Raw genomic sequence first — 17355 nt, 5'->3', positions numbered from 1 at the left:
AACGCCCGCATTCCAGAAGGAATGCGGGCGTTGTGCTTTCGAGAACCGCGGGGTTCGCCCCGTCGGTCGGACGGGGCCAATGCTCAGTTGGCCGGGGTGACCGAACCGGCGTCCGGAGCCTGCGCCGGAGTTGTGGGGGTGGCCGGGGTGGTGGGCGCGGCCGAGGTGGTGGGGGCCGCGGCGTCCGGTGTGGTCGTCGGGGTCGACGCGTCCGGCTTGGCGGGATCGGTTGGGGCCGGGGCGGATTGCAGGGCGGGCGGGGTGTCGGTCACGGTGAACAGGCCGACGGTGGGCAGGACCACGCAGCGGGCGTTCGGGTAGTCGATGGTGCCCCAGAGGGAGGCGATGACGGTGCCCGCGCCGGTCTCGGCGGTCTTGGACAGCGCCGGGAGGTTGTACTCGGTCTGGTCGTCCAGGGCGGTGATGCCGCTGCGGCCGTTGTTCACATTGAGCCAGGCCACCATCAGACCGGAGGCGAGCGGGAAGCCGTTCTGCTGGGCCATCGCCTGGAAGCTGACGCTGCCGGGCGGCAGCGAGGAAGCGCCGCCCGAGATGCCGGTGACCGCCATGGCATTGGTCAGGCTGAAGGGCATGTTGAAGCCGCAGCCCAGCGTGGGAGCCAGGTACGAGAAGGGCGTGAACTGAACGTTTTCCAACTTCGCGGCGGCGACCAACTGGTCGGCCCGGGCGATATTGGCGACCGCGGTCTTGCCCGCGATGTCATTGCCGACGGCCTGCGTGAGCTGGTCGATGCCCAGCTCGGCCGGGGTTTTGGGCTGGTCGGCGGTGGCCGTGGTGCTCGCGCCGAGGGTTGCCGTCGCGGTAAGGGCTGCGACCGCGAGGGCGCGCCGGGACAGGGTCCAACCGTTCACTCGTGCTGCTCCTCATCGGAAACCGGATTCCACGGCAACGTACCAGCTCTACTCGAGAGCCGCCCCGTCGAGTCGGCCGCTGGGTGTGATCCGGCCGACACCCCACTCATTACCGGGGGGTAAGTTTATTGGCGACATCACAGCGACGCTCGGGAGAAGCAATGAAGCTGGCCCTATCACCCGATGAGGTGAAATTCCGGGACGAACTGCGCGAGTTCTACCGGACCAAGATCCCGGCGGAGATCCGCGACCGCGTGAAATACGGTCTCGAACTCTCGCGCGATGACATCGTCACCACCCATCGCATCCTCAACGAGAATGGCCTGGCCGTGCCCAAATGGCCGGTGCAGTGGGGCGGCAAGGACTGGACGCCCATGCAGCGTCACCTGTGGGAAGACGAGATGCAGCTGGCCTCGGTGCCCGAGCCGCTCACCTTCAACGCCCAGATGATCGGGCCGGTGATCGCCCAATTCGGTTCCGAGGAGCTCAAGCAGCGCTTCCTGCCGCCGACCGCCAACCTCGACATCTGGTGGTGCCAGGGCTTTTCCGAGCCCGACGCGGGGTCGGACCTGGCCTCGCTGCGCACCACCGCGGTGCGCGACGGCGACTCCTACCTCGTCAACGGCCAGAAGATCTGGACCACGCTGGCCCAGTACGCCGACTGGATCTTCTGCCTGGTGCGCACCGACCCGGCCGCCAAGAAGCAGGCGGGCATCTCGATGCTGCTCTTCGACGTGAAGTCCCCCGGCGTGACGATTCGGCCGATCAAGCTCATCGACGGCCACCACGAGGTCAACGAGGTCTTCTTCGAGAACGTCCGGGTCCCCGCCGATCAGCTGGTCGGCGAGGAGAACATGGGCTGGACCTACGCCAAGTTCCTGCTCGGCAACGAGCGCACCGGCATTACCGGCGTCGGCCGCACCAAGGTGAAGCTGGGCGTCGCGAAGGAGTATGCGGCGCAGATCCGTTCGGGCAACGGCACTCTGCTGGACGATCCGGTGTTCGCGGCACGGGTCGCCGAGATCGAGAACGAGCTGCTGGCCCTGGAGCTGACCCTCATGCGCGTGGTGTCGAATTCCACCGGCGACAAGCCGAATCCGGCGTCCTCGGTGCTGAAGCTGAAGGGCTCGGAGCTCCAGCAGGCCGCCACCGAACTGCTGCTGGACATCGCCGGACCCGACGCGCTGCCGGTCGATGCCGACGAGATCGCCTCGCCCGGCTGGGCGCAGCGCAGTGGCCCCGGCTACCTCAACTACCGCAAGACCACCATCTACGGAGGCTCCAGCGAGGTGCAGCGCACCATCATCGCCTCCACCATCCTCGGATTGTGAGCCGCCGCCATGGATTTCGAACTCACCGATGAACAGGTCATGCTGCGCGAGACCGTCCGGGACCTGCTGGGCCGCGCCTACGACCCGGAGAAGTTGCTGAAGGTCACCGACACCGAACTGGGCTGGAGCCGCGACGTGTGGCGACAGCTCGCCGAACTGGGCGTGCTCGGGCTGGCGTTCGCCGAGGAGGACGGCGGGGTCGGCGCGGGGCCGGTGGAGACCATGGTGGTCATGGAGGAGATCGGGCGGCGCAATGCGCCCGAGCCGGTCCTCGACGCCGTGCTGATTCCGGGCGGACTGGTGGCGGCGGCCGGAACCGCCGAGCAGCGGCAGCGGGTGCTGCCCGCGGTGGTGGGCGGGGAGAGCCTGCTGGCCTTCGCGCACGATGAGCCCGGAAGCCGGTGGCCCGCAACCGAGCTCGCCGCCACGGCGGTGCTGGACGGGGACGTGTATCGCGTCACCGGCGTCAAGAATCCGGTTCGGCACGGGGACTGCGCCGATCAGCTCGTGGTCAGTGCGACCCTGCCGGGTGGGGGCATTGGCCTGTTCCTGATCGCCGCCGATGCCGAGGGCGTCACGCGCACCTCGTACCGCACCTTCGACGAGCGCCGGGGCGCGCAGATCGAATTCGCCTCCGCCGCGGCCGAACTGCTCGGTGCCGGTGGGGACGCGCAGCCGGTGATCGACGCGGTGACGGCGGCCGCGCAGGCCAGCCTGTGCGCGGAGTCGCTCGGTGCGATGGAAGAGGCGATGCGGCTGACGACCGAATATCTGAAGACCCGCAAGCAGTTCGGTGTCACGCTGTCGAAGTTCCAGACGCTCACCCAGCGGGCGGCGAACATGTATGTGTCGTTGGAACTGGCTCGCAGTATGAGCCTGTACCTCACCGCCGCGGTGGCGGACGGGTCGGCCGATCGGGTGGCCGCCTCCCGCGCCCGTCTCCAGGTGGGGCGCTCCGCCAGGCATATTGGGCAGGAGGCCATTCAGATGCACGGTGGCATCGGGATCACCACCGAGTATCCGGTCAGCCACTATGTGGCGCGGTTGACCGCGATCGCCCGCACCCTCGGCGGGGATCTGGAACACCTGCGCGTTCTGGCCGACCGCGTCGGCGACTACTCCCTCGTGGAGTTCTGAGCACGCGTACGCTCGGCTCGCGCCCCGCTCCGGACCGGACGGGGCGCGCGACCGCGATCTCTCTGTCGCGCGAATGCATTGTGGCAGAACGCATCTCGGCGTTTGCTTGCTGAGGCTCATGCTCGGGAGCACGTGGGGTGCAGAGTTGGGAATTGGGTGGGGCGGGGGGATTTGCGGGCGTAGGGTCGAGGGCATGGGAGGAGAATCGGTACGGCTGGACGGGAACACCCTGGTGCTTCCCGGTGGGGTGGGGGTGCGGTTCATTCGCACGCTGCGCTTGCCCGAGGAGGGCACGCATCCGCTGCCACCGGGGCTCGGGGAGTTTCCGGTGCGCCGGGTGGCGGACCACGCGGACTCGGTGCCGGAGGAGTGGGCCAGGCGCGGCGGGGTGATGTTGCCCATGTATCTGCGGGAGGCGATGTGGCTGTCGTTCTCCGCGAAAGAGCCTGCGGCACTGCAGATCGGCGTGGGCAAGGTCTGCGCCGTGTCGGGTAGGCCGTGGAGCGATCGGCTCGGGCGGGATCCGCAGAACTACGTGGTCCTCCCCAAACAGCCGTGGCTGGACGGCATCAACTCCGGCGCGGGCACCATCCGCCAATTCGTCGCCGTGCCACTGGGTTTGGGTGCGACCGTGGAGGGCCAGGTCACCGGCGAGGAGACCTGGGGCGGCATCCAACTCCAGAACTTCGCCCTCAACGACACCGAACTCGCCCGCTGGCGCAAGGCCGAGGAGGAACGCCGCCGCGCCGAGGCCGACCGCGTCCGCGCCATCACCGCCTCCGCCCCACTGGCCGCCCCACCACCGGCCTTCGGCGCTCCCGCCGGAGGCCTGCCCAAGTCCTACGCCGCCCCACCCGCACCGGGCAGCGTCCCCCGCACGGCTCCCGGTTCCGCTCCCGCCCACCAGCCCACCGCCATGGGCCTCGGCGTCGGCGGCACCATGCGCCAGGAAATCTACAAAGACGATCGCCCCCTGGCGGATTGGTCCATCCAGCCCTCCGCCCGCCTCTTCGTCCACCTGGTTACCCCACCCGACTGGCACCGCATCACCGGCGAAGCCCCACCCCCATCCCCGATCAACCGCGCCGCCTACACCGCCGCGGGCCTCCCCTGGTTCGACTACTTCGACTCCGACGCAACCGATCTCGCCCCCGCCGACCCCCTGACGAACGTAATCCCCGTCGGCGACTGGCTGGGCACCGACCACGACCCCTGGCAAAACCCCACCCCCGCCCAAATCCACCACCTAGGCGACAAGAAGGGCAAACCCGTCGAAGACGGCGACTGGTAACGCAGCCTGCCGATCGGCGGTGGTGCGCCGCTCCCGCGCCGTGCCCATGTGCCCCTTGGCGATTCGGGGCGGTCGGCGCGAGGTGTGCTCAGCCGTCGGAGTTGTCGGAGGCCGGGTGGTCGGTGGTTGGTGCGATCGTGGTTTCCGGCGGGGTGGTGGTTGCCGGGGGTTCCGTTGTGGGGCGCGGAGTTTCGGTGGTGGTGGGGCGAGTCGTGGTGGTGGGGCGGCTGAGGGTGGTGCGGGGGGTGGTGCTGGGGTCGGCGGCCGGGTCGTCGGGGGTGGCGGTGATGGTGGAGATGGGGGCGCGGCGGGAAGGCTGGTCGGCGGCCACTCGCCAGGAGGGGGAGGGCGGGATGACGACGGCGGGGGTGGTGGTGCCGGATTTGGTCGAACTCACCGGGGCCGCTTGAAGATCGGCGTTGATGGGTGGGGGTGGGACGTAGGTGTCCTGGTGGCCCAGGCCGCAGGCGCCGAGGAGGATGAGGCCCGCCGAGACGGCGCCGACCGCGGCGGCGGCGCCCTGCACGGACTTGGGCAGGTGGCGCAGCGGGGTGAGCACGCGCTCGTCCGCGCGCGCGTTGCTGCCGTCCATTGGTGGCACTCCTGATTCGTGTCGAGTGGGCTCACCCTAACGGAGGCTGCGGGGTTGGGCCAGGCGGGTGGTCGGTTCTCCGACGCGACGGCCATGGCGATTCCGTAGGCCTCGAAAATATCTCAAAGGGCCATGATTCAGATATCGAATTAGTAAAGTCAGCGCGTTTTGGCTCGGTGTCGTATGGACTTTCCGTTGCAGAGCCGTAATGTGTGTCCAAAGTTACACGTGAGACGCTCGAAATTAGCCGAGGGACGCGCCGAACAATCGCGAGACCCGGCGGGCGTCATCGAGGAGTGGATGATGGGTGCATTCTCGACCTCTCCGCTGCGCGCGTCGATGCGCACCGGGGAGCCCGCCGCCCCCGGGGCGCTGCGGATGTCGGCGATCCTGGCCCGCGTCGTCGCCTGGCTGATCTTCCTGGGAGGACTAACCGGCGCGGTGCTCGGCATTGCCGGGCTGCGGGTCGAAATCACCGTGGCGGGACTCATTCTCGCCTGTACCGCGGGCCTGGTTTTGCTCAAACTGCGCGCCGACGCACACGCTGGCTAATATTCCGCGAATTTATTCGTTTGCCGCAATTGTCCATTCGAATGCCGTGGCCTTCGACCGTGCCCCTTCGGCGGCACGCGAGCGATTGGGTTCCCCAAGTTCCGCCAGCAAATTCTCGGAAATCTTGACGAGATCCGACAATACGGGCGGCGTGAACCATTTCGGCCGGGTGGCGAAGAGCAGATCCTCGCTCGACGTATTGCCGGAGGCGCCCGGAGCGAACGGGCAGCCACCCAGCCCGCCGAGCGAGCCGTCCACCACGGCCGCGCCCGCGTCCAGCGCGGCAAGCGAATTCGCCACGCCCATGCCCCAGGTGTCGTGCCCGTGGAACACGATGCGGTGCTCCGGCGTCCCCCAGTGTCCGGTCGCCGCCACCGAACCGATCAGTGCCGCAACCTGACCCGGGTACGCCTGCCCGAGCGTATCGGCGATGACAATGTCCGCCGACCCCGCGGCCCGCGCGTCGGCGGCAATGGCCAGCACCCGCGCCGGGTCGACGGGCCCGTCGAACGGGCAGGTGAAAGCCGTTGCCAGGCACAGCTGAACGCGCCCGCCCACCGCGTCGGCGAGCCGAATGGCCTCCGGCATGGCGGCCAGACTGTCCTCGGTGGTGCGCCCGATATTGGCCCTGTTGTGCGCGTCCGACACCGAGAAGCAGTACTGAAAATTGCGCACACCCGCCTCGGCGGCCTTGGCCACGTGCCGCGGCGTGGCCACCCACACCCAGCACCGCTCGAGTTCCTCCGGCGTCAGTCGGGCGACCACCTCGAGCGTATTGGCCATGGGCGGCACCAGATCCGGTCGCGCCATGGATCCGATCTCCAGCTCCGGCACGCCCGCCGCCAGCAACTCCCGCGCGATCTGGACCTTGCGCTCGGTGGGCAGCACCTTCCCGGTGAGCTGCAGCCCGTCGCGCAGCGTGACATCCCGCAGACTCATGAGTTCGCCTCCAGCGCAGCGATTTCCGCCTCGGACATACCGAGCAATTCGGACAGGGCTTCGTGGGTGTGTTCACCCAGATCCGGGCCCACGTTGCGAATGGGCAGCGACTGCCCGCCGATCACGGGCACGATGCCCGGGAACCCGACCTCCTTCGGCTCGGCCTCGCCCACGTCCACCCGGAACGGCTGGATCATATTGCGCGCCTTGTACTGCTCGTCGGCGACGATGTCGGCGGCGGTGTAGATGGGACCGCACGGAATCGCGGCCGCCTCGAGCACCTTCAGCGCTTCCTCGCGGGTGCGGGTGCGCGTCCACTCGGCGATCGCGGCGTCGAGCCGTTCACGATGGCGCCAGCGCCCGGCATTGTCCTGGAGTTCCGGATCGGCGGCCAGGTCCGGGCGGTCGATGACCTGCATGTACCGCTGGAAGATGGCGTCCCCGTTACCGCCGATGATGATGCTGTACCCGTCGCTGGTCGGGTAGGCGTTGCTGGGCGCGATGCCCTCCATGCGCCCGCCCACGCGTTCGCGATTGATGCCGTAGGCCAGGTAGTCCGGTACCAGCGATTCCATGACCGACAGGATGGATTCATTGAGCGCCACGTCGATGATGCGCTGCTCCAAGGGAACCCGCTCCACCCGCTCACGCTGGAACAGCGCCATGACGGTGCCGAAGGCCGCGTAGATCCCCGCGATGGAATCGCCGATGGACACCCCCGTCCGCACCGGCGGGCGATCCGGATCGCCCACGAGTTCGCGCAATCCGCCGACCGCCTCGGCCACCGCCGCGAAGCCCGGCCGCTGCGCGAGCGGACCGGTCTGCCCGTAGGCGGAGATCCGCGTGATGACCAGCTTCGGATTGGCCGCGTTCAGGACCTCGGGCCCGAGCCCCCACTTCTCGAGCATGCCGGGCCGAAAGTTCTCCAACAGCACATCGCAGTGCTCGAGGAGATCCAGCACGATCTTGCGTCCCGCCTCGGTTCGCAGATCCAGCGTGATGGATTTCTTGTTGCGATTGACCGTCCGGTACAGCATCGAGGTGTCCCCGCCGTACAACCGCCAATTCCGCAGCTCATCACCGGTTTTCGGCCGCTCGACCTTGATCACCTCGGCCCCGAAGTCGCCGAGTATCCGCCCGGCCGTCGGCGCGGCGACATAATTCCCAAGCTCCAGTACCCGCACACCATCCAGCGGCCGAATCTCCATGCCCACAGTCTGCATGATCGGCCTGTACCGAAAACGACAAAGCCGGTGCGAGGCCCGAGAGAGGTGGGGCCGTCGCACCGGCTGTCGCCGTCGGTCACGGTGTGCGCAAGTGCACCGCGCTCGGCGGCATCGAGTCGGGTCGTTCCGCGGTGTTCGGTGGGGCGGGTGAGTGGCAGACACCCGGGTCCATCCGAATCGCGGTATCCCGCGCCGGGATTCAGGCGGCGCGAGGGGCGACCTCCTCGATGATCGAGTAGTGCTCGGCGTTGCCGGAGATGATGGTGCTGGCATCGCCGTTCACCCCGACCGGCACGTCGCCCGCGAGGGTGATGCGGGTCAGGCGGCGCGGCTGGCCGTCGTAGTCGTCGATGGCGTAGTGCTGGGTGGCGCGGTTGTCCCAGATCGCGACGTCGCCGAGCTGCCAGTTCCAGCGGGTGGTGTGCTCCAGGCGGGTGACCCGGTTCTGGAGGAGCTGGAACAGGGCCTGGGATTCGGCGGCGGAGAAGCCGACGAAGTTCTTCACGAAATGGCCCAGCAGCAGGGCACGTTCGCCGGTGACCGGGTGCACGCGCACCACCGGGTGTTCGGTCTCGTAGTAGGTGGACTCGAATTCCTCGCGGTACGCCTTGATGTTCGCGGTCACCTGCGAGTTCTCCCCGCGCGCCACCTCGGTGCGGTCGGCCGCGTAGTCGTAGGCGTTGGTGTGGCGGGCACGCAGGTTCTCGACCAGGGCCTTGAGCGGCGCGGGCAGCGAGTCGTAGGCCGCCACGGTGGAGGCCCAGGTGGTGGAGCCGCCGTAGGGCGGCAGGTGCACCGCGCGCAGGATCGACGCCTTCGGAATCCGGTCCACGAAGGTGACATCGGTGTGCCAGCTATTGGCGCGCCCGTACTCGGAGTCGATGGGCAGCGTCTTGACGCCCTTGGAGGTGACGGTCGGGTGCGGGGTGGTCGGCGCGCCCAGCAACTGCGCGAACTCGTACTGTCCGTCCTCGGTCAGATGCTCCTGGCCGCGGAAGAAGATCACCTTGTGCTTGTGCAGCGCGTCCTGAATGGCCTGCACGGTGACCGAGTCCAGGTCGCCGCCGAGGCGGACGCCGTCGATGCGCGCGCCGATCTTGCTGCCGAGCTGCACGACAGTGAGGTTGGAAGTTGCGTAATCGACGGCTGCGTAATCGACGGACATGCAAAGCCTTTCGCCCGAATGGAAGCGGCCCGGATTCGAGCCCCCCCTCAGGACACCAGCGTCATGCCCGCCGAAACAGGTTCAGGATCAGCCGGATCGAAACGGCCGCATCTCTCTCGGCGGCGGGAGGCCTACCCCACGTGCTCCCGCAGGTAAGCCATGTCCTCGGCGACACCCTCGGCCGGGGTCTCCAGAATCACCGGCGCGTCGGCGGTCCGGCACACCTCGGCGAGCAGCTGCGGGTCGATGGTGCCGTCGGCGAAGTTGGCGTGCCGGTCCGCGCCGGAATCGAAGGCGTCGCGCGAGGAGTTCAGATGCACCAGGTCGATGCGCCCGGTGATCGCCTTGATCCGCTCCACGATCCCGACCAGGTCCTCGCCCCCGGCCCAGGCGTGGCAGGTGTCGAGGCAGAATCCGGCCCCGAAGTCGCCGACCGCGTCCCACAGCCGCCCGATATCGTCGAAATACCGTGCCATGGCGTGGTTTCCACCGGCGGTGTTCTCGATCAGGATGGGCACCGCGAACCCGCCCTTGTCCTGCTGACGTTCGAACAGCTTGCGCCAGTTGACGAAGCCCTCCACCATCTCGGCGTCGGAGCGCACGTGTCCGCCGTGCACCACCAGCCCGAACGCGCCCAGCTCGGCGGCGGCCTTGGCCTGCTGTGCCACCGCGTTGCGCGAGGGCATGCGCAGCCGGTTGTTCAGGCTGGCCACATTGATCTGATAGGACGAGTGCACCACCACGTCGATCTCGCTGGCCTTGATCTCCTCGGCCTTGGGATGCGGGGTGGGCTTGTCCCAGCTCTGCGGATCCACCACGAACATCTGAATGACATCGGCCCCCAGCTTCTCCCCGAAGCCGATCGGGTCGCTGTCGGAACGAACGTGAGCACCAATACGCATTGGGCCAGCGTATCGCCGACCCCCGACAGCCCGTGCGCGGTCACCGCGGCGCTCGGCGATCGCAAGCAAAAGTCCGGGCCCCCGATTACAAGCAAACGTTCAGTGTTGCGTTAGCGGCCCACGCGTAGATAGTTCGGTAGGCCGCGAATCGGCTACAGTTTCGGTGTTTTCGGATCGGCCCTCACGATCACGCCGATCGTCTGTAGTACCTCGCGCGCTGGTGGGTCCCGGCACGCGGAGTGGAAAGTGGGAGATCGTCATGCTGTCCGAAGGTGACGTTTTTGCTGGGTATGTCATCGAACGGCAGCTCGGCCGGGGTGGCATGGGTTCGGTCTATCTGGCCAAGCATCCGCGGCTGCCGCGTCTGACGGCGCTCAAGCTGCTGAATCGGGACATGGTCTTCGACAAGGAGGTCCGCGCCCGCTTCGAGCGGGAGGCCGATCTGGTCTCCCAGCTGGACCACCACAATATTGTGACGGTCTACGACCGGGGGCTCGAGGACGGTCAGCTGTGGATCTCCATGCAGTACATCGACGGCATCGACGCCGCCAGCGTGAACCCGCACACCCTGCCGCCGGAGCGGGCGGTCCAGATCGTCGCCGAGATGGCCGACGCGCTGGACTACGCGCATCGCAACGAGGTGCTGCACCGGGACGTGAAGCCCGCCAATATCCTGCTGGCCCGGTCCACGGGCGGTAAGGGCGAGCGGGTGTACCTGACCGACTTCGGCATCGCGCGGCTGCGCGACGACAGCGGTCACCTCACCCAGACCGGCACCTTCACCGCGACCCTGGCCTACGCCTCGCCCGAGCAGCTGACCGGATCCGCGCTGGACGGCCGTTCCGACCAGTACTCGTTGGCCTGCACGCTGTTCTGGCTGTTCACCGGCAACGGCCCGTTCTCGGCCACCAACCCGGCCGCGGTCATCCAGGGCCATTTGCAAAGCCCGCCACCGCCTTTGAGCACCGCGCGCGCCGGGCTGCCGCCCGCGCTGGATCTGGTGATCGGCAAGGCCATGGCCAAGCGTCCCGAGGATCGCTTCGCCAGCTGCAGCGAGTTCGCGGCCGCCGCGCGCCGGGCGCTGGCCCAGCCGAGCGCGCCCGGTATGCCGCTGGTGGGTCGCACCTCGCCGCCGATGCCGGTCATGCCGCACACGAGCGGCCCGAGCCAGGTGGTCCCGCCCGTGACCGGCGGTGGGATGCCGACCGGCATGCCCATGTACACCGGTGGAGCCATGCCGACGGGCGGTCCGATGGCGACGGGGATGCCGCCGACCGGTGGCCAGCTGCCGACCGCCGGGCCGCGCCCGCAGACCGGCCCGGGCATGTCGTATCCGGTTCCGACACAGGTCAATCCGGCCCCGCCCAAGCCGGTGACCGGCAACTACACCGGGCGCGGCACCAACCAGTACACGCAGCCGCCGTCCTACACCTACCCGACCCAGGCGCAGCCGCAGCGTCCGCCGGTGGCGCCGGTCGGCGCGCATCGGTCCGCGCCGCAGAAGTCCAATACCGGTCTGATCATCGGCATCATCCTGGCCGTGGTGGTGCTGCTCATCGTGGTGGTCGCGGTGGTGGTGGCCGCGGGCAGCGGCAAGTCCAGCAGCGCCAAGGGCACGGTCGTCACCACGTCCGCGAATGCCGCACCGGCGGCCGACAAGCAGATCGACTGGTCCGCGGCGTCCAAGGAGTTCCCGAAGCTGTTGCCCGCCACCAAGACCGGCGGCAAGGGCTACAATGGCGCGACCTGCTGGGTGGCCGACTCCCCGGTCTCCTCCGACGCCACCGACGGCACCCCCGACTTCGGCGACTGGACGGTGCAGTGGCGCTGCTACGGCGGCAGCGACAACGCCGACCCGTTCTATCGCATCTTCGCCTACGCCTCGGCCAGCGATGTGCAGTCGGTGATCGGCGGCCTGAACCCGGACGCGAAATCGACCGACCCGATCGGCGGCAAGGCCTACACCAACTACCAGCTCACCGGCGACAGCCACCCGCGCCTGGTGACCGCCTTCACCGGCGACACCAATCGCGCCCAGTACCTCATGTACACCGACGGCATCACCGGCACCATGGACACGGTCCTCAAGTGGTGGAAGAACGCCCCGCTCACCTGAGCTGACCTGCGCGGATGACAGTGTCGCGCCGGGCACGTAGGGTCGCGAACCGAAGGAGAGTCGGTCGAAAGGGTCTTTGTGCTGCGCAGCGGGGAGTTGTTCGCGGGGTACGAGATCGAACGTGAGCTCGGGCGCGGCGGCATGGGCTCGGTCTATCTGGCCCGGCATCCTCGACTACCCCGGCTGATCGCCCTCAAGCTGCTCAGCCGCGACGTGTTCGGCGATATCGAGGTGCGCAAGCGGTTCGAACGCGAGGGTGATCTGATCGCGCGGCTCGAGCATCCGAATATCGTGCCGGTGTACGACCGGGGCATCGACGACGCGCAGCCGTGGATCGCCATGCGCTACATCGACGGGCCGGACGCCTCCCATTTGGAGGCGGCGAATCTGCCTCCGCGCCAGGCGATTCGGATTATCGCCGAGACCGCCCGGGCGCTGGACTTCGCGCATCGGCGCGGGGTGCTGCACCGGGATGTGAAGCCCGCCAACATCCTGCTCGAATATTCCGACGACGAGCCGCGAGTCTTCCTGGCGGACTTCGGCATTGCCCGCCTGCGCGACGATGCCACCAAGCTCACCCAGACCGGTTCGTTCACCGCGACGCTGACCTACGCCTCGCCCGAACAGCTTTCGGGCCAGCCCCTGGATCCGCGCTCGGACCAGTATTCGCTGGCCTGCACCCTGTTCCGCCTGCTCACCGGCGATGTGCCGTTCAATGCGGAGCATCCGGTGGGCATTATTCACGGCCACCTCAATCAAGTCCCGCCGCCGGTCAGCGCGCTGCGGCCGGGGCTGCCGCCGTCGCTGGACGCGGTGCTGGTGCGCGCCCTCGCGAAACATCCCGAGGGCCGGTTCGATTCGTGCACCGCGTTCGCCAATGCCGCCCAGCAGGCGCTGGAGAATCCGGCCGGTCCGACCCTGGTCATGCCGAATCACGCGGTCATGCCGAATCACGGGCCCGCGCCCCAGCATTCGAGCGGCCCGCGGCAGCTGCCGGGCACCGCGCACTACACCGCCGCCCGGCCCGGCACCGCGGCGTACACCGCGGTCGCGCCCGCCGCCGTCGCCCCGCGCGCCCGGCCGCTCCCGGTCCCGCCGCCCCGCAAGAAGCGTTCGAAGCTGCGCGGCTGCCTCCTGGGGCTCGCGGCCATCGTGGTGTTGCCGCTGATGGCGATCGGTGGCCTCGTCGCATACCTCGATGAGAACGGGACCTCGCACACCGCGACGACCACCGCACCGCTCGCCCCGACCACCCAGGACGCCGGGCCCTCGGCGGTCGAGACGACCGATGCCGCGGCCGATATCCCGGAGCACTCGGGCGCGGACGCCCAGGTGCTCAGCCAGCGCTTCCCGCAGATGCTGCCGCAGGCGGACCCGAATTCCGATTCGAATTCCGGCACCGGCTACCAGGGTGCGGCCTGCACGACCTATCAGCGTTCCTCGCCGCCGCCCGACACCGGATCCGGTGACCCGGACCTGGGCAGTTTCGCGGTGGCCTGGAATTGCGCGGGCACCGTCGGCCATCCGACCTACCGGTTCGTCATGTACCGCTCGGCCGCCGACGCCGAGGAGGCCCTGAACGGGTTGTCCGCCACCCGTTCCGACGTCAAGGCGCACGGCAATCTGTACACGAACTACCAGCTCAGCGGCAGTGCCCTGCTGCGCCCGCGGCTGGTGACCGAATTCCACTCGCAGGACGGCAAGCACGCCTTCCTCATGTACAGCACCGCCTTCCTGGCCACCGACGACCAACTGCTGGACTGGTGGCGCTCGGCCCCGATCAATTGAGATTCCGCCCCCATCAATTGAGGGCTCGCCGCGCGGGCGAATTGTGTGGAGTCTGTGAGGAGAACCCCATGGGGGACTTCCCGGATGGCACGAGCCATCGAACCTCGACACACTGGACACCATGACTTCGAACGTCTCGGATTCCGTCACCCTGGACCAGGGCGCGACCGCGGTCGCCGCGCGCGCGACCGACCTGGTGAAGACCTACGGATCGGGTGACACGCAGGTCCGGGCGCTGGCCGGGGTGACGGCCGAGTTCGCCAAGGGCGAGTTCACCGCCATCATGGGCCCTTCGGGCTCCGGCAAGTCGACGCTCATGCACTGCCTGGCCGGACTGGACGCGGCCAGCGGCGGCACCGTCCACATCGGTGATACGGATCTCACCCGCCTGTCCGACAAGCAGATCACCGCGCTGCGGCGCGACCGCATCGGCTTCGTCTTCCAGGCCTTCAACCTGGTGCCCACCCTGACGGCGTTGGAGAACATCACGCTGCCGCTGGACATCGCGGGCCGCAAGGCCGATGACGAGTGGCTGTCCACCGTGATCAAGCGCCTCGGCCTGGGCGACCGCCTCACCCACCGACCCAGCGAGCTCTCGGGCGGCCAGCAGCAGCGCGTGGCCTGCGCCCGCGCGCTGGCGGGCAAGCCGGACATCATCTTCGGCGACGAGCCGACCGGCAACCTGGACTCGCACTCCTCCGGCGAGGTGCTCAATATCCTGCGCGCGGCCGTCGACGAGTTCGGCCAGACCGTGGTCATCGTGACCCACGATCCGCGCGCCGCCTCCTACGCCGACCGCGTCGTGTTCCTCGCGGACGGCAATATCGTGGACGAATTGCGGGAGCCCACGGCGGATTCCATTCTCGACAAGATGAAGTCGCTGGAGACGCTCTGATGGCTACCAATCCGATGCGCAAGGTCGCCTTGCGCAATCTCGCCGCGCACAAGGTGCGCCTGGTGCTGACCGTCTTGTCGGTGGTGCTCGGAACCGCCTTCATCTCCGGGTCTTTCATCTTCACCGACACCCTGCAGAGCACCTTCGACGGCATCTTCGCCACCCAGGCCAAGGGTGTGGACGTGCGGGTGTCGCCGAAGGAGCAGCAGTCGCTGGGCGTCCCGAACGATGTGGTGGACAAGCTTTCCCACACCGACGGCGTGAAGACCGTCGCGCCCAGCGTGAACGGCCCGGTGGTGCTGTTGAAGGACGGGCACGCCGTGCAGACCGGCGGTGCGCCGACCATCGGCCAGTCGTATCTGCCGCCGGGCAAGTCGGTGGCCGAGCCGGACAAGTTCGTGGCGGGCAGCCCGCCGAGCCAGCCCGGTGAGATCGCCATCAATCAGAGCGGTGCGGATCGCGCCGGGCTGAAGGTCGGCGACAAGACGAAGGTGCTGATCCCGTCCAAGGGCAATATCGATGTCACGGTCTCCGGCATCTACAGCATCGACGCCTCGAACACCGGCGGGTTCATCGCACTGCAGTTCGAGGACACCCAGGCCCGGCAGCTGTTCACCGACGGACTGCACGTCGCCTATGTCGATATCGCCGCGAATCCGGGTGTGAAGGCCGATGATCTGCGCGATCAGATCAAGAAGGCGCTGCCCGACTACAAGGTGCAGGACGCCGATCAGGTGCGCGACGACTTCAAGGCGCAGCTCGGCAATGCGCTGAAGTTCATCAACTACTTCCTGCTCGCCTTCGGTTCCATCGCCTTGATCGTGGGCACGTTCATCATCTACAACACCTTCTCCATGCTGGTCGCCCAGCGGCTGCGCGAGCTGGCGCTCTTGCGCGCGGTCGGCGCGAGCCGCCAGCAGATCTCGCGGTCGGTGGTGGGTGAGTCACTGGTCGTCGGATTGATCGGCAGCGCACTGGGTCTGGCCGCGGGCGTGGGTCTGGCATTCGGATTGTCCGGGCTGCTCAATGCGTTCAAGCTGGGTCTGCCCACCGGGACCATGTCGCTGGAACCGCGCACGGTGCTGGTGGCGATCGGTGTCGGCACGCTGGTGACGGTGCTCAGCGCGTACGCCCCGGCGCGGCGGGCGGCCAAGGTGCCGCCGGTGGAAGCCATGCGCTCGGAATCGAATTCGTCCGGTGAGTCGCTGCGGGTGCGCACGATCATCGGTGCCGTGCTGGCGGTGGCCGGTGTGGTGTTGGTTGTGCTGGGTGCGCGCGGTACCGGCGGCGGGGCGGCCTCGGTGGTCGGAATCGGTGCCGCCGCACTGATTCTCGCCGTCCTGTTCGCGTCCCCGGCGCTGTCGCGGCCGGTGGTGTCCGGGCTGAGCGTGCTGGTGCGGCCGTTCGGTCCGGTCGGAAAGATGGCGCGCAACAACGCGATTCGCAATCCGCGGCGCACCGCGGCCACCGCGTTCGCGCTCACCCTGGGCCTGATGCTGGTGTCGGCCATCGGCATGCTGGGTTCCTCGGCCAAGGCGAGCGTGAGCGAGCTGGTCGACAAGGGTGTGAAGGCCGACTACATTCTGGCGGGCCCGCCCGGCGGCATCATCGGCGTTCCGCTCGCGGCCACCGACACCATCAAGCAGGTGTCGCAGGTCAAGGACGTGGTGGCCTTCCACGGCGTCGCGCTCAAGGTCGACGGCAAGCAGGTGATCGGCACCGCGCCCGAGGGGCAGATGAGCAAGGTGCTCAACTACACCATGAAGCAGGGCACCGACCAGCTCGGCGACAATGACATCATGGTCTCGGAAACCTATGCCGGAGACCATGATTGGAAGGTCGGCGACAGCGTCGACATCACCTCCATGGACTACAAGAAGTTCAAGGTGACCGTCGCGGGCATCTACAAGGACACCCAGCTGCTGCAGAACATGGTCACGCCGATGGCCCTGTATCAGAAGACCGTTCCGGTCAGCTACCAGTCCAGCTTCCTGGTGTTGGTCACCGGCCAGCCGGGCGCGAACCTGCCCGCCATGCGGACGAATCTGGAGAAGGCCACCGAGCAGTACGTGATCGTCCAGGTCCAGGACCGCAATGACTTCAAGGGCGCGCAGGGTCGGCAGATCGACACCCTGCTGGCCATCCTGTACGGCCTGCTCGCGCTCGCGGTGGTCATCGCCATTCTCGGCATCGTGAACACCCTGGCGCTGTCGGTGGTGGAACGCCGCCGCGAGATCGGCATGCTGCGTGCCGTGGGTATGCAGCGACCGCAGGTGCGCCGCAGCATCTATCTGGAATCGATGTTGATCGCGATCTTCGGCGCGGTGGTCGGTGTGCTGTTGGGTCTCGGTCTGGGCGTCGGATTCCTGCGCACCCTCAAGGATTTGGGCCTCGCGACCATCGCGGTGCCGTGGGGCCAGATCGTGCTGATGCTGCTCGCCTCCGGCGTGGTCGGCGTGCTGGCCGCGCTGTGGCCCGCGGTTCGGGCCGCCCGGACGCCACCGCTGGCCGCCATCGCCGACCTCTGACCTCGAGGTACGCGTGACCCG

General features: G+C 68.2%; 14 protein-coding genes. 8 read left to right on the top strand and 6 right to left on the bottom strand.

The genetic code is table 11. From position 1 onward, the window contains the following. Nucleotides 1–83 precede the first annotated feature (83 nt). Nucleotides 84–872 carry a hypothetical protein gene (locus tag VMT40_RS18580; protein ID WP_326359575.1) on the bottom strand — a complete coding sequence of 263 codons (789 nt, stop codon included), beginning with the start codon at nt 870–872 and terminating at the stop codon, nt 84–86. A 161-nt stretch (nt 873–1033) separates the two neighbouring features. Here VMT40_RS18580 and VMT40_RS18575 point away from each other — a divergent pair, with 161 nt between their 5' ends. The 3 genes from VMT40_RS18575 to VMT40_RS18565 all read left to right on the top strand — a co-directional run bounded on the left by VMT40_RS18575 (nt 1034) and on the right by VMT40_RS18565 (nt 4631). After that, on the top strand, nt 1034–2203 hold the full coding sequence (locus VMT40_RS18575) for an acyl-CoA dehydrogenase family protein (protein WP_326359574.1): 1170 nt from the start codon (nt 1034–1036) through the stop codon (nt 2201–2203). A 9-nt stretch (nt 2204–2212) separates the two neighbouring features. After that, nucleotides 2213–3340 (top strand): acyl-CoA dehydrogenase family protein, encoded by a 1128-nt coding sequence (locus VMT40_RS18570; protein ID WP_326359573.1) that lies wholly within the window; start codon nt 2213–2215, stop codon nt 3338–3340. A 193-nt stretch (nt 3341–3533) separates the two neighbouring features. Then, nucleotides 3534–4631 (top strand): hypothetical protein, encoded by a 1098-nt coding sequence (locus VMT40_RS18565; protein ID WP_326359572.1) that lies wholly within the window; start codon nt 3534–3536, stop codon nt 4629–4631. Between the two features lie 88 nt (nt 4632–4719). On the opposite strand, the gene VMT40_RS18560 is transcribed toward VMT40_RS18565, so the two are convergent. Beyond that, entirely contained in the window at nt 4720–5223 is a 504-nt protein-coding gene (locus tag VMT40_RS18560; protein ID WP_326359570.1) for a hypothetical protein, read from the bottom strand. 303 nt (nt 5224–5526) lie between these two features. Between VMT40_RS18560 and VMT40_RS18555 the strand changes: the two genes are divergently transcribed. Further along, complete coding sequence (locus VMT40_RS18555) at nt 5527–5775, top strand: hypothetical protein (protein ID WP_326359569.1); 249 nt, start codon at nt 5527–5529, stop codon at nt 5773–5775. 12 nt (nt 5776–5787) lie between these two features. On the opposite strand, the gene VMT40_RS18550 is transcribed toward VMT40_RS18555, so the two are convergent. The 4 genes from VMT40_RS18550 to VMT40_RS18535 form a co-directional block, all read right to left on the bottom strand. Next, the gene (locus VMT40_RS18550) at nt 5788–6714 is read right to left on the bottom strand and encodes a hydroxymethylglutaryl-CoA lyase (RefSeq protein WP_326359567.1); all 927 of its coding nucleotides are present in this window, start codon (nt 6712–6714) and stop codon (nt 5788–5790) included. Then, on the bottom strand, nt 6711–7922 hold the full coding sequence (locus VMT40_RS18545; RefSeq protein WP_326359566.1) for a CaiB/BaiF CoA transferase family protein: 1212 nt from the start codon (nt 7920–7922) through the stop codon (nt 6711–6713). The genes VMT40_RS18550 and VMT40_RS18545 overlap by 4 nt, the downstream gene beginning before the upstream one ends. A 217-nt stretch (nt 7923–8139) precedes the next feature. Beyond that, a complete protein-coding gene (locus VMT40_RS18540) occupies nt 8140–9105 on the bottom strand; it encodes a TauD/TfdA dioxygenase family protein (RefSeq protein WP_326359564.1) in 966 nt (321 codons plus the stop codon). 131 nt (nt 9106–9236) lie between these two features. Then, on the bottom strand, nt 9237–10007 hold the full coding sequence (locus VMT40_RS18535; protein ID WP_326359563.1) for a deoxyribonuclease IV: 771 nt from the start codon (nt 10005–10007) through the stop codon (nt 9237–9239). A 259-nt stretch (nt 10008–10266) separates the two neighbouring features. Between VMT40_RS18535 and VMT40_RS18530 the strand changes: the two genes are divergently transcribed. The 4 genes from VMT40_RS18530 (at nt 10267) to VMT40_RS18515 (ending at nt 17334) form a co-directional block, all read left to right on the top strand. Next, nucleotides 10267–12123 carry a serine/threonine-protein kinase gene (locus VMT40_RS18530; RefSeq protein ID WP_326359562.1) on the top strand — a complete coding sequence of 619 codons (1857 nt, stop codon included), beginning with the start codon at nt 10267–10269 and terminating at the stop codon, nt 12121–12123. A gap of 78 nt (nt 12124–12201) precedes the next feature. After that, entirely contained in the window at nt 12202–13911 is a 1710-nt protein-coding gene (locus VMT40_RS18525; RefSeq protein WP_326359561.1) for a serine/threonine-protein kinase, read from the top strand. A 121-nt stretch (nt 13912–14032) separates the two neighbouring features. Further along, entirely contained in the window at nt 14033–14806 is a 774-nt protein-coding gene (locus tag VMT40_RS18520; RefSeq protein ID WP_326359560.1) for an ABC transporter ATP-binding protein, read from the top strand. Then, the gene (locus VMT40_RS18515; protein WP_326359559.1) at nt 14806–17334 is read left to right on the top strand and encodes an ABC transporter permease; all 2529 of its coding nucleotides are present in this window, start codon (nt 14806–14808) and stop codon (nt 17332–17334) included. Before VMT40_RS18520 ends, VMT40_RS18515 begins: the two co-directional genes overlap by 1 nt. Nucleotides 17335–17355: the final 21 nt, after the last annotated feature.

The sequence above is a fragment of the Nocardia sp. CDC160 genome (assembly GCF_035818795.1).
Taxonomy (GTDB): domain Bacteria; phylum Actinomycetota; class Actinomycetes; order Mycobacteriales; family Mycobacteriaceae; genus Nocardia.
Note: the sequence above shows the minus strand (reverse complement) of the source record. Positions and strands in the feature narration are given on the sequence as shown.

Coding starts and splice junctions, on each gene's coding strand:
- VMT40_RS18575 (WP_326359574.1), top strand. CDS start 1,034: ATGAAGCTGGCCCTATCACCCGATGAGGTGAAATTCCGGGACGAACTG.
- VMT40_RS18570 (WP_326359573.1), top strand. CDS start 2,213: ATGGATTTCGAACTCACCGATGAACAGGTCATGCTGCGCGAGACCGTC.
- VMT40_RS18565 (WP_326359572.1), top strand. CDS start 3,534: ATGGGAGGAGAATCGGTACGGCTGGACGGGAACACCCTGGTGCTTCCC.
- VMT40_RS18560 (WP_326359570.1), bottom strand. CDS start 5,223: ATGGACGGCAGCAACGCGCGCGCGGACGAGCGCGTGCTCACCCCGCTG.
- VMT40_RS18555 (WP_326359569.1), top strand. CDS start 5,527: ATGGGTGCATTCTCGACCTCTCCGCTGCGCGCGTCGATGCGCACCGGG.
- VMT40_RS18550 (WP_326359567.1), bottom strand. CDS start 6,714: ATGAGTCTGCGGGATGTCACGCTGCGCGACGGGCTGCAGCTCACCGGG.
- VMT40_RS18545 (WP_326359566.1), bottom strand. CDS start 7,922: ATGGAGATTCGGCCGCTGGATGGTGTGCGGGTACTGGAGCTTGGGAAT.
- VMT40_RS18540 (WP_326359564.1), bottom strand. CDS start 9,105: ATGTCCGTCGATTACGCAGCCGTCGATTACGCAACTTCCAACCTCACT.
- VMT40_RS18535 (WP_326359563.1), bottom strand. CDS start 10,007: ATGCGTATTGGTGCTCACGTTCGTTCCGACAGCGACCCGATCGGCTTC.
- VMT40_RS18530 (WP_326359562.1), top strand. CDS start 10,267: ATGCTGTCCGAAGGTGACGTTTTTGCTGGGTATGTCATCGAACGGCAG.
- VMT40_RS18520 (WP_326359560.1), top strand. CDS start 14,033: ATGACTTCGAACGTCTCGGATTCCGTCACCCTGGACCAGGGCGCGACC.
- VMT40_RS18515 (WP_326359559.1), top strand. CDS start 14,806: ATGGCTACCAATCCGATGCGCAAGGTCGCCTTGCGCAATCTCGCCGCG.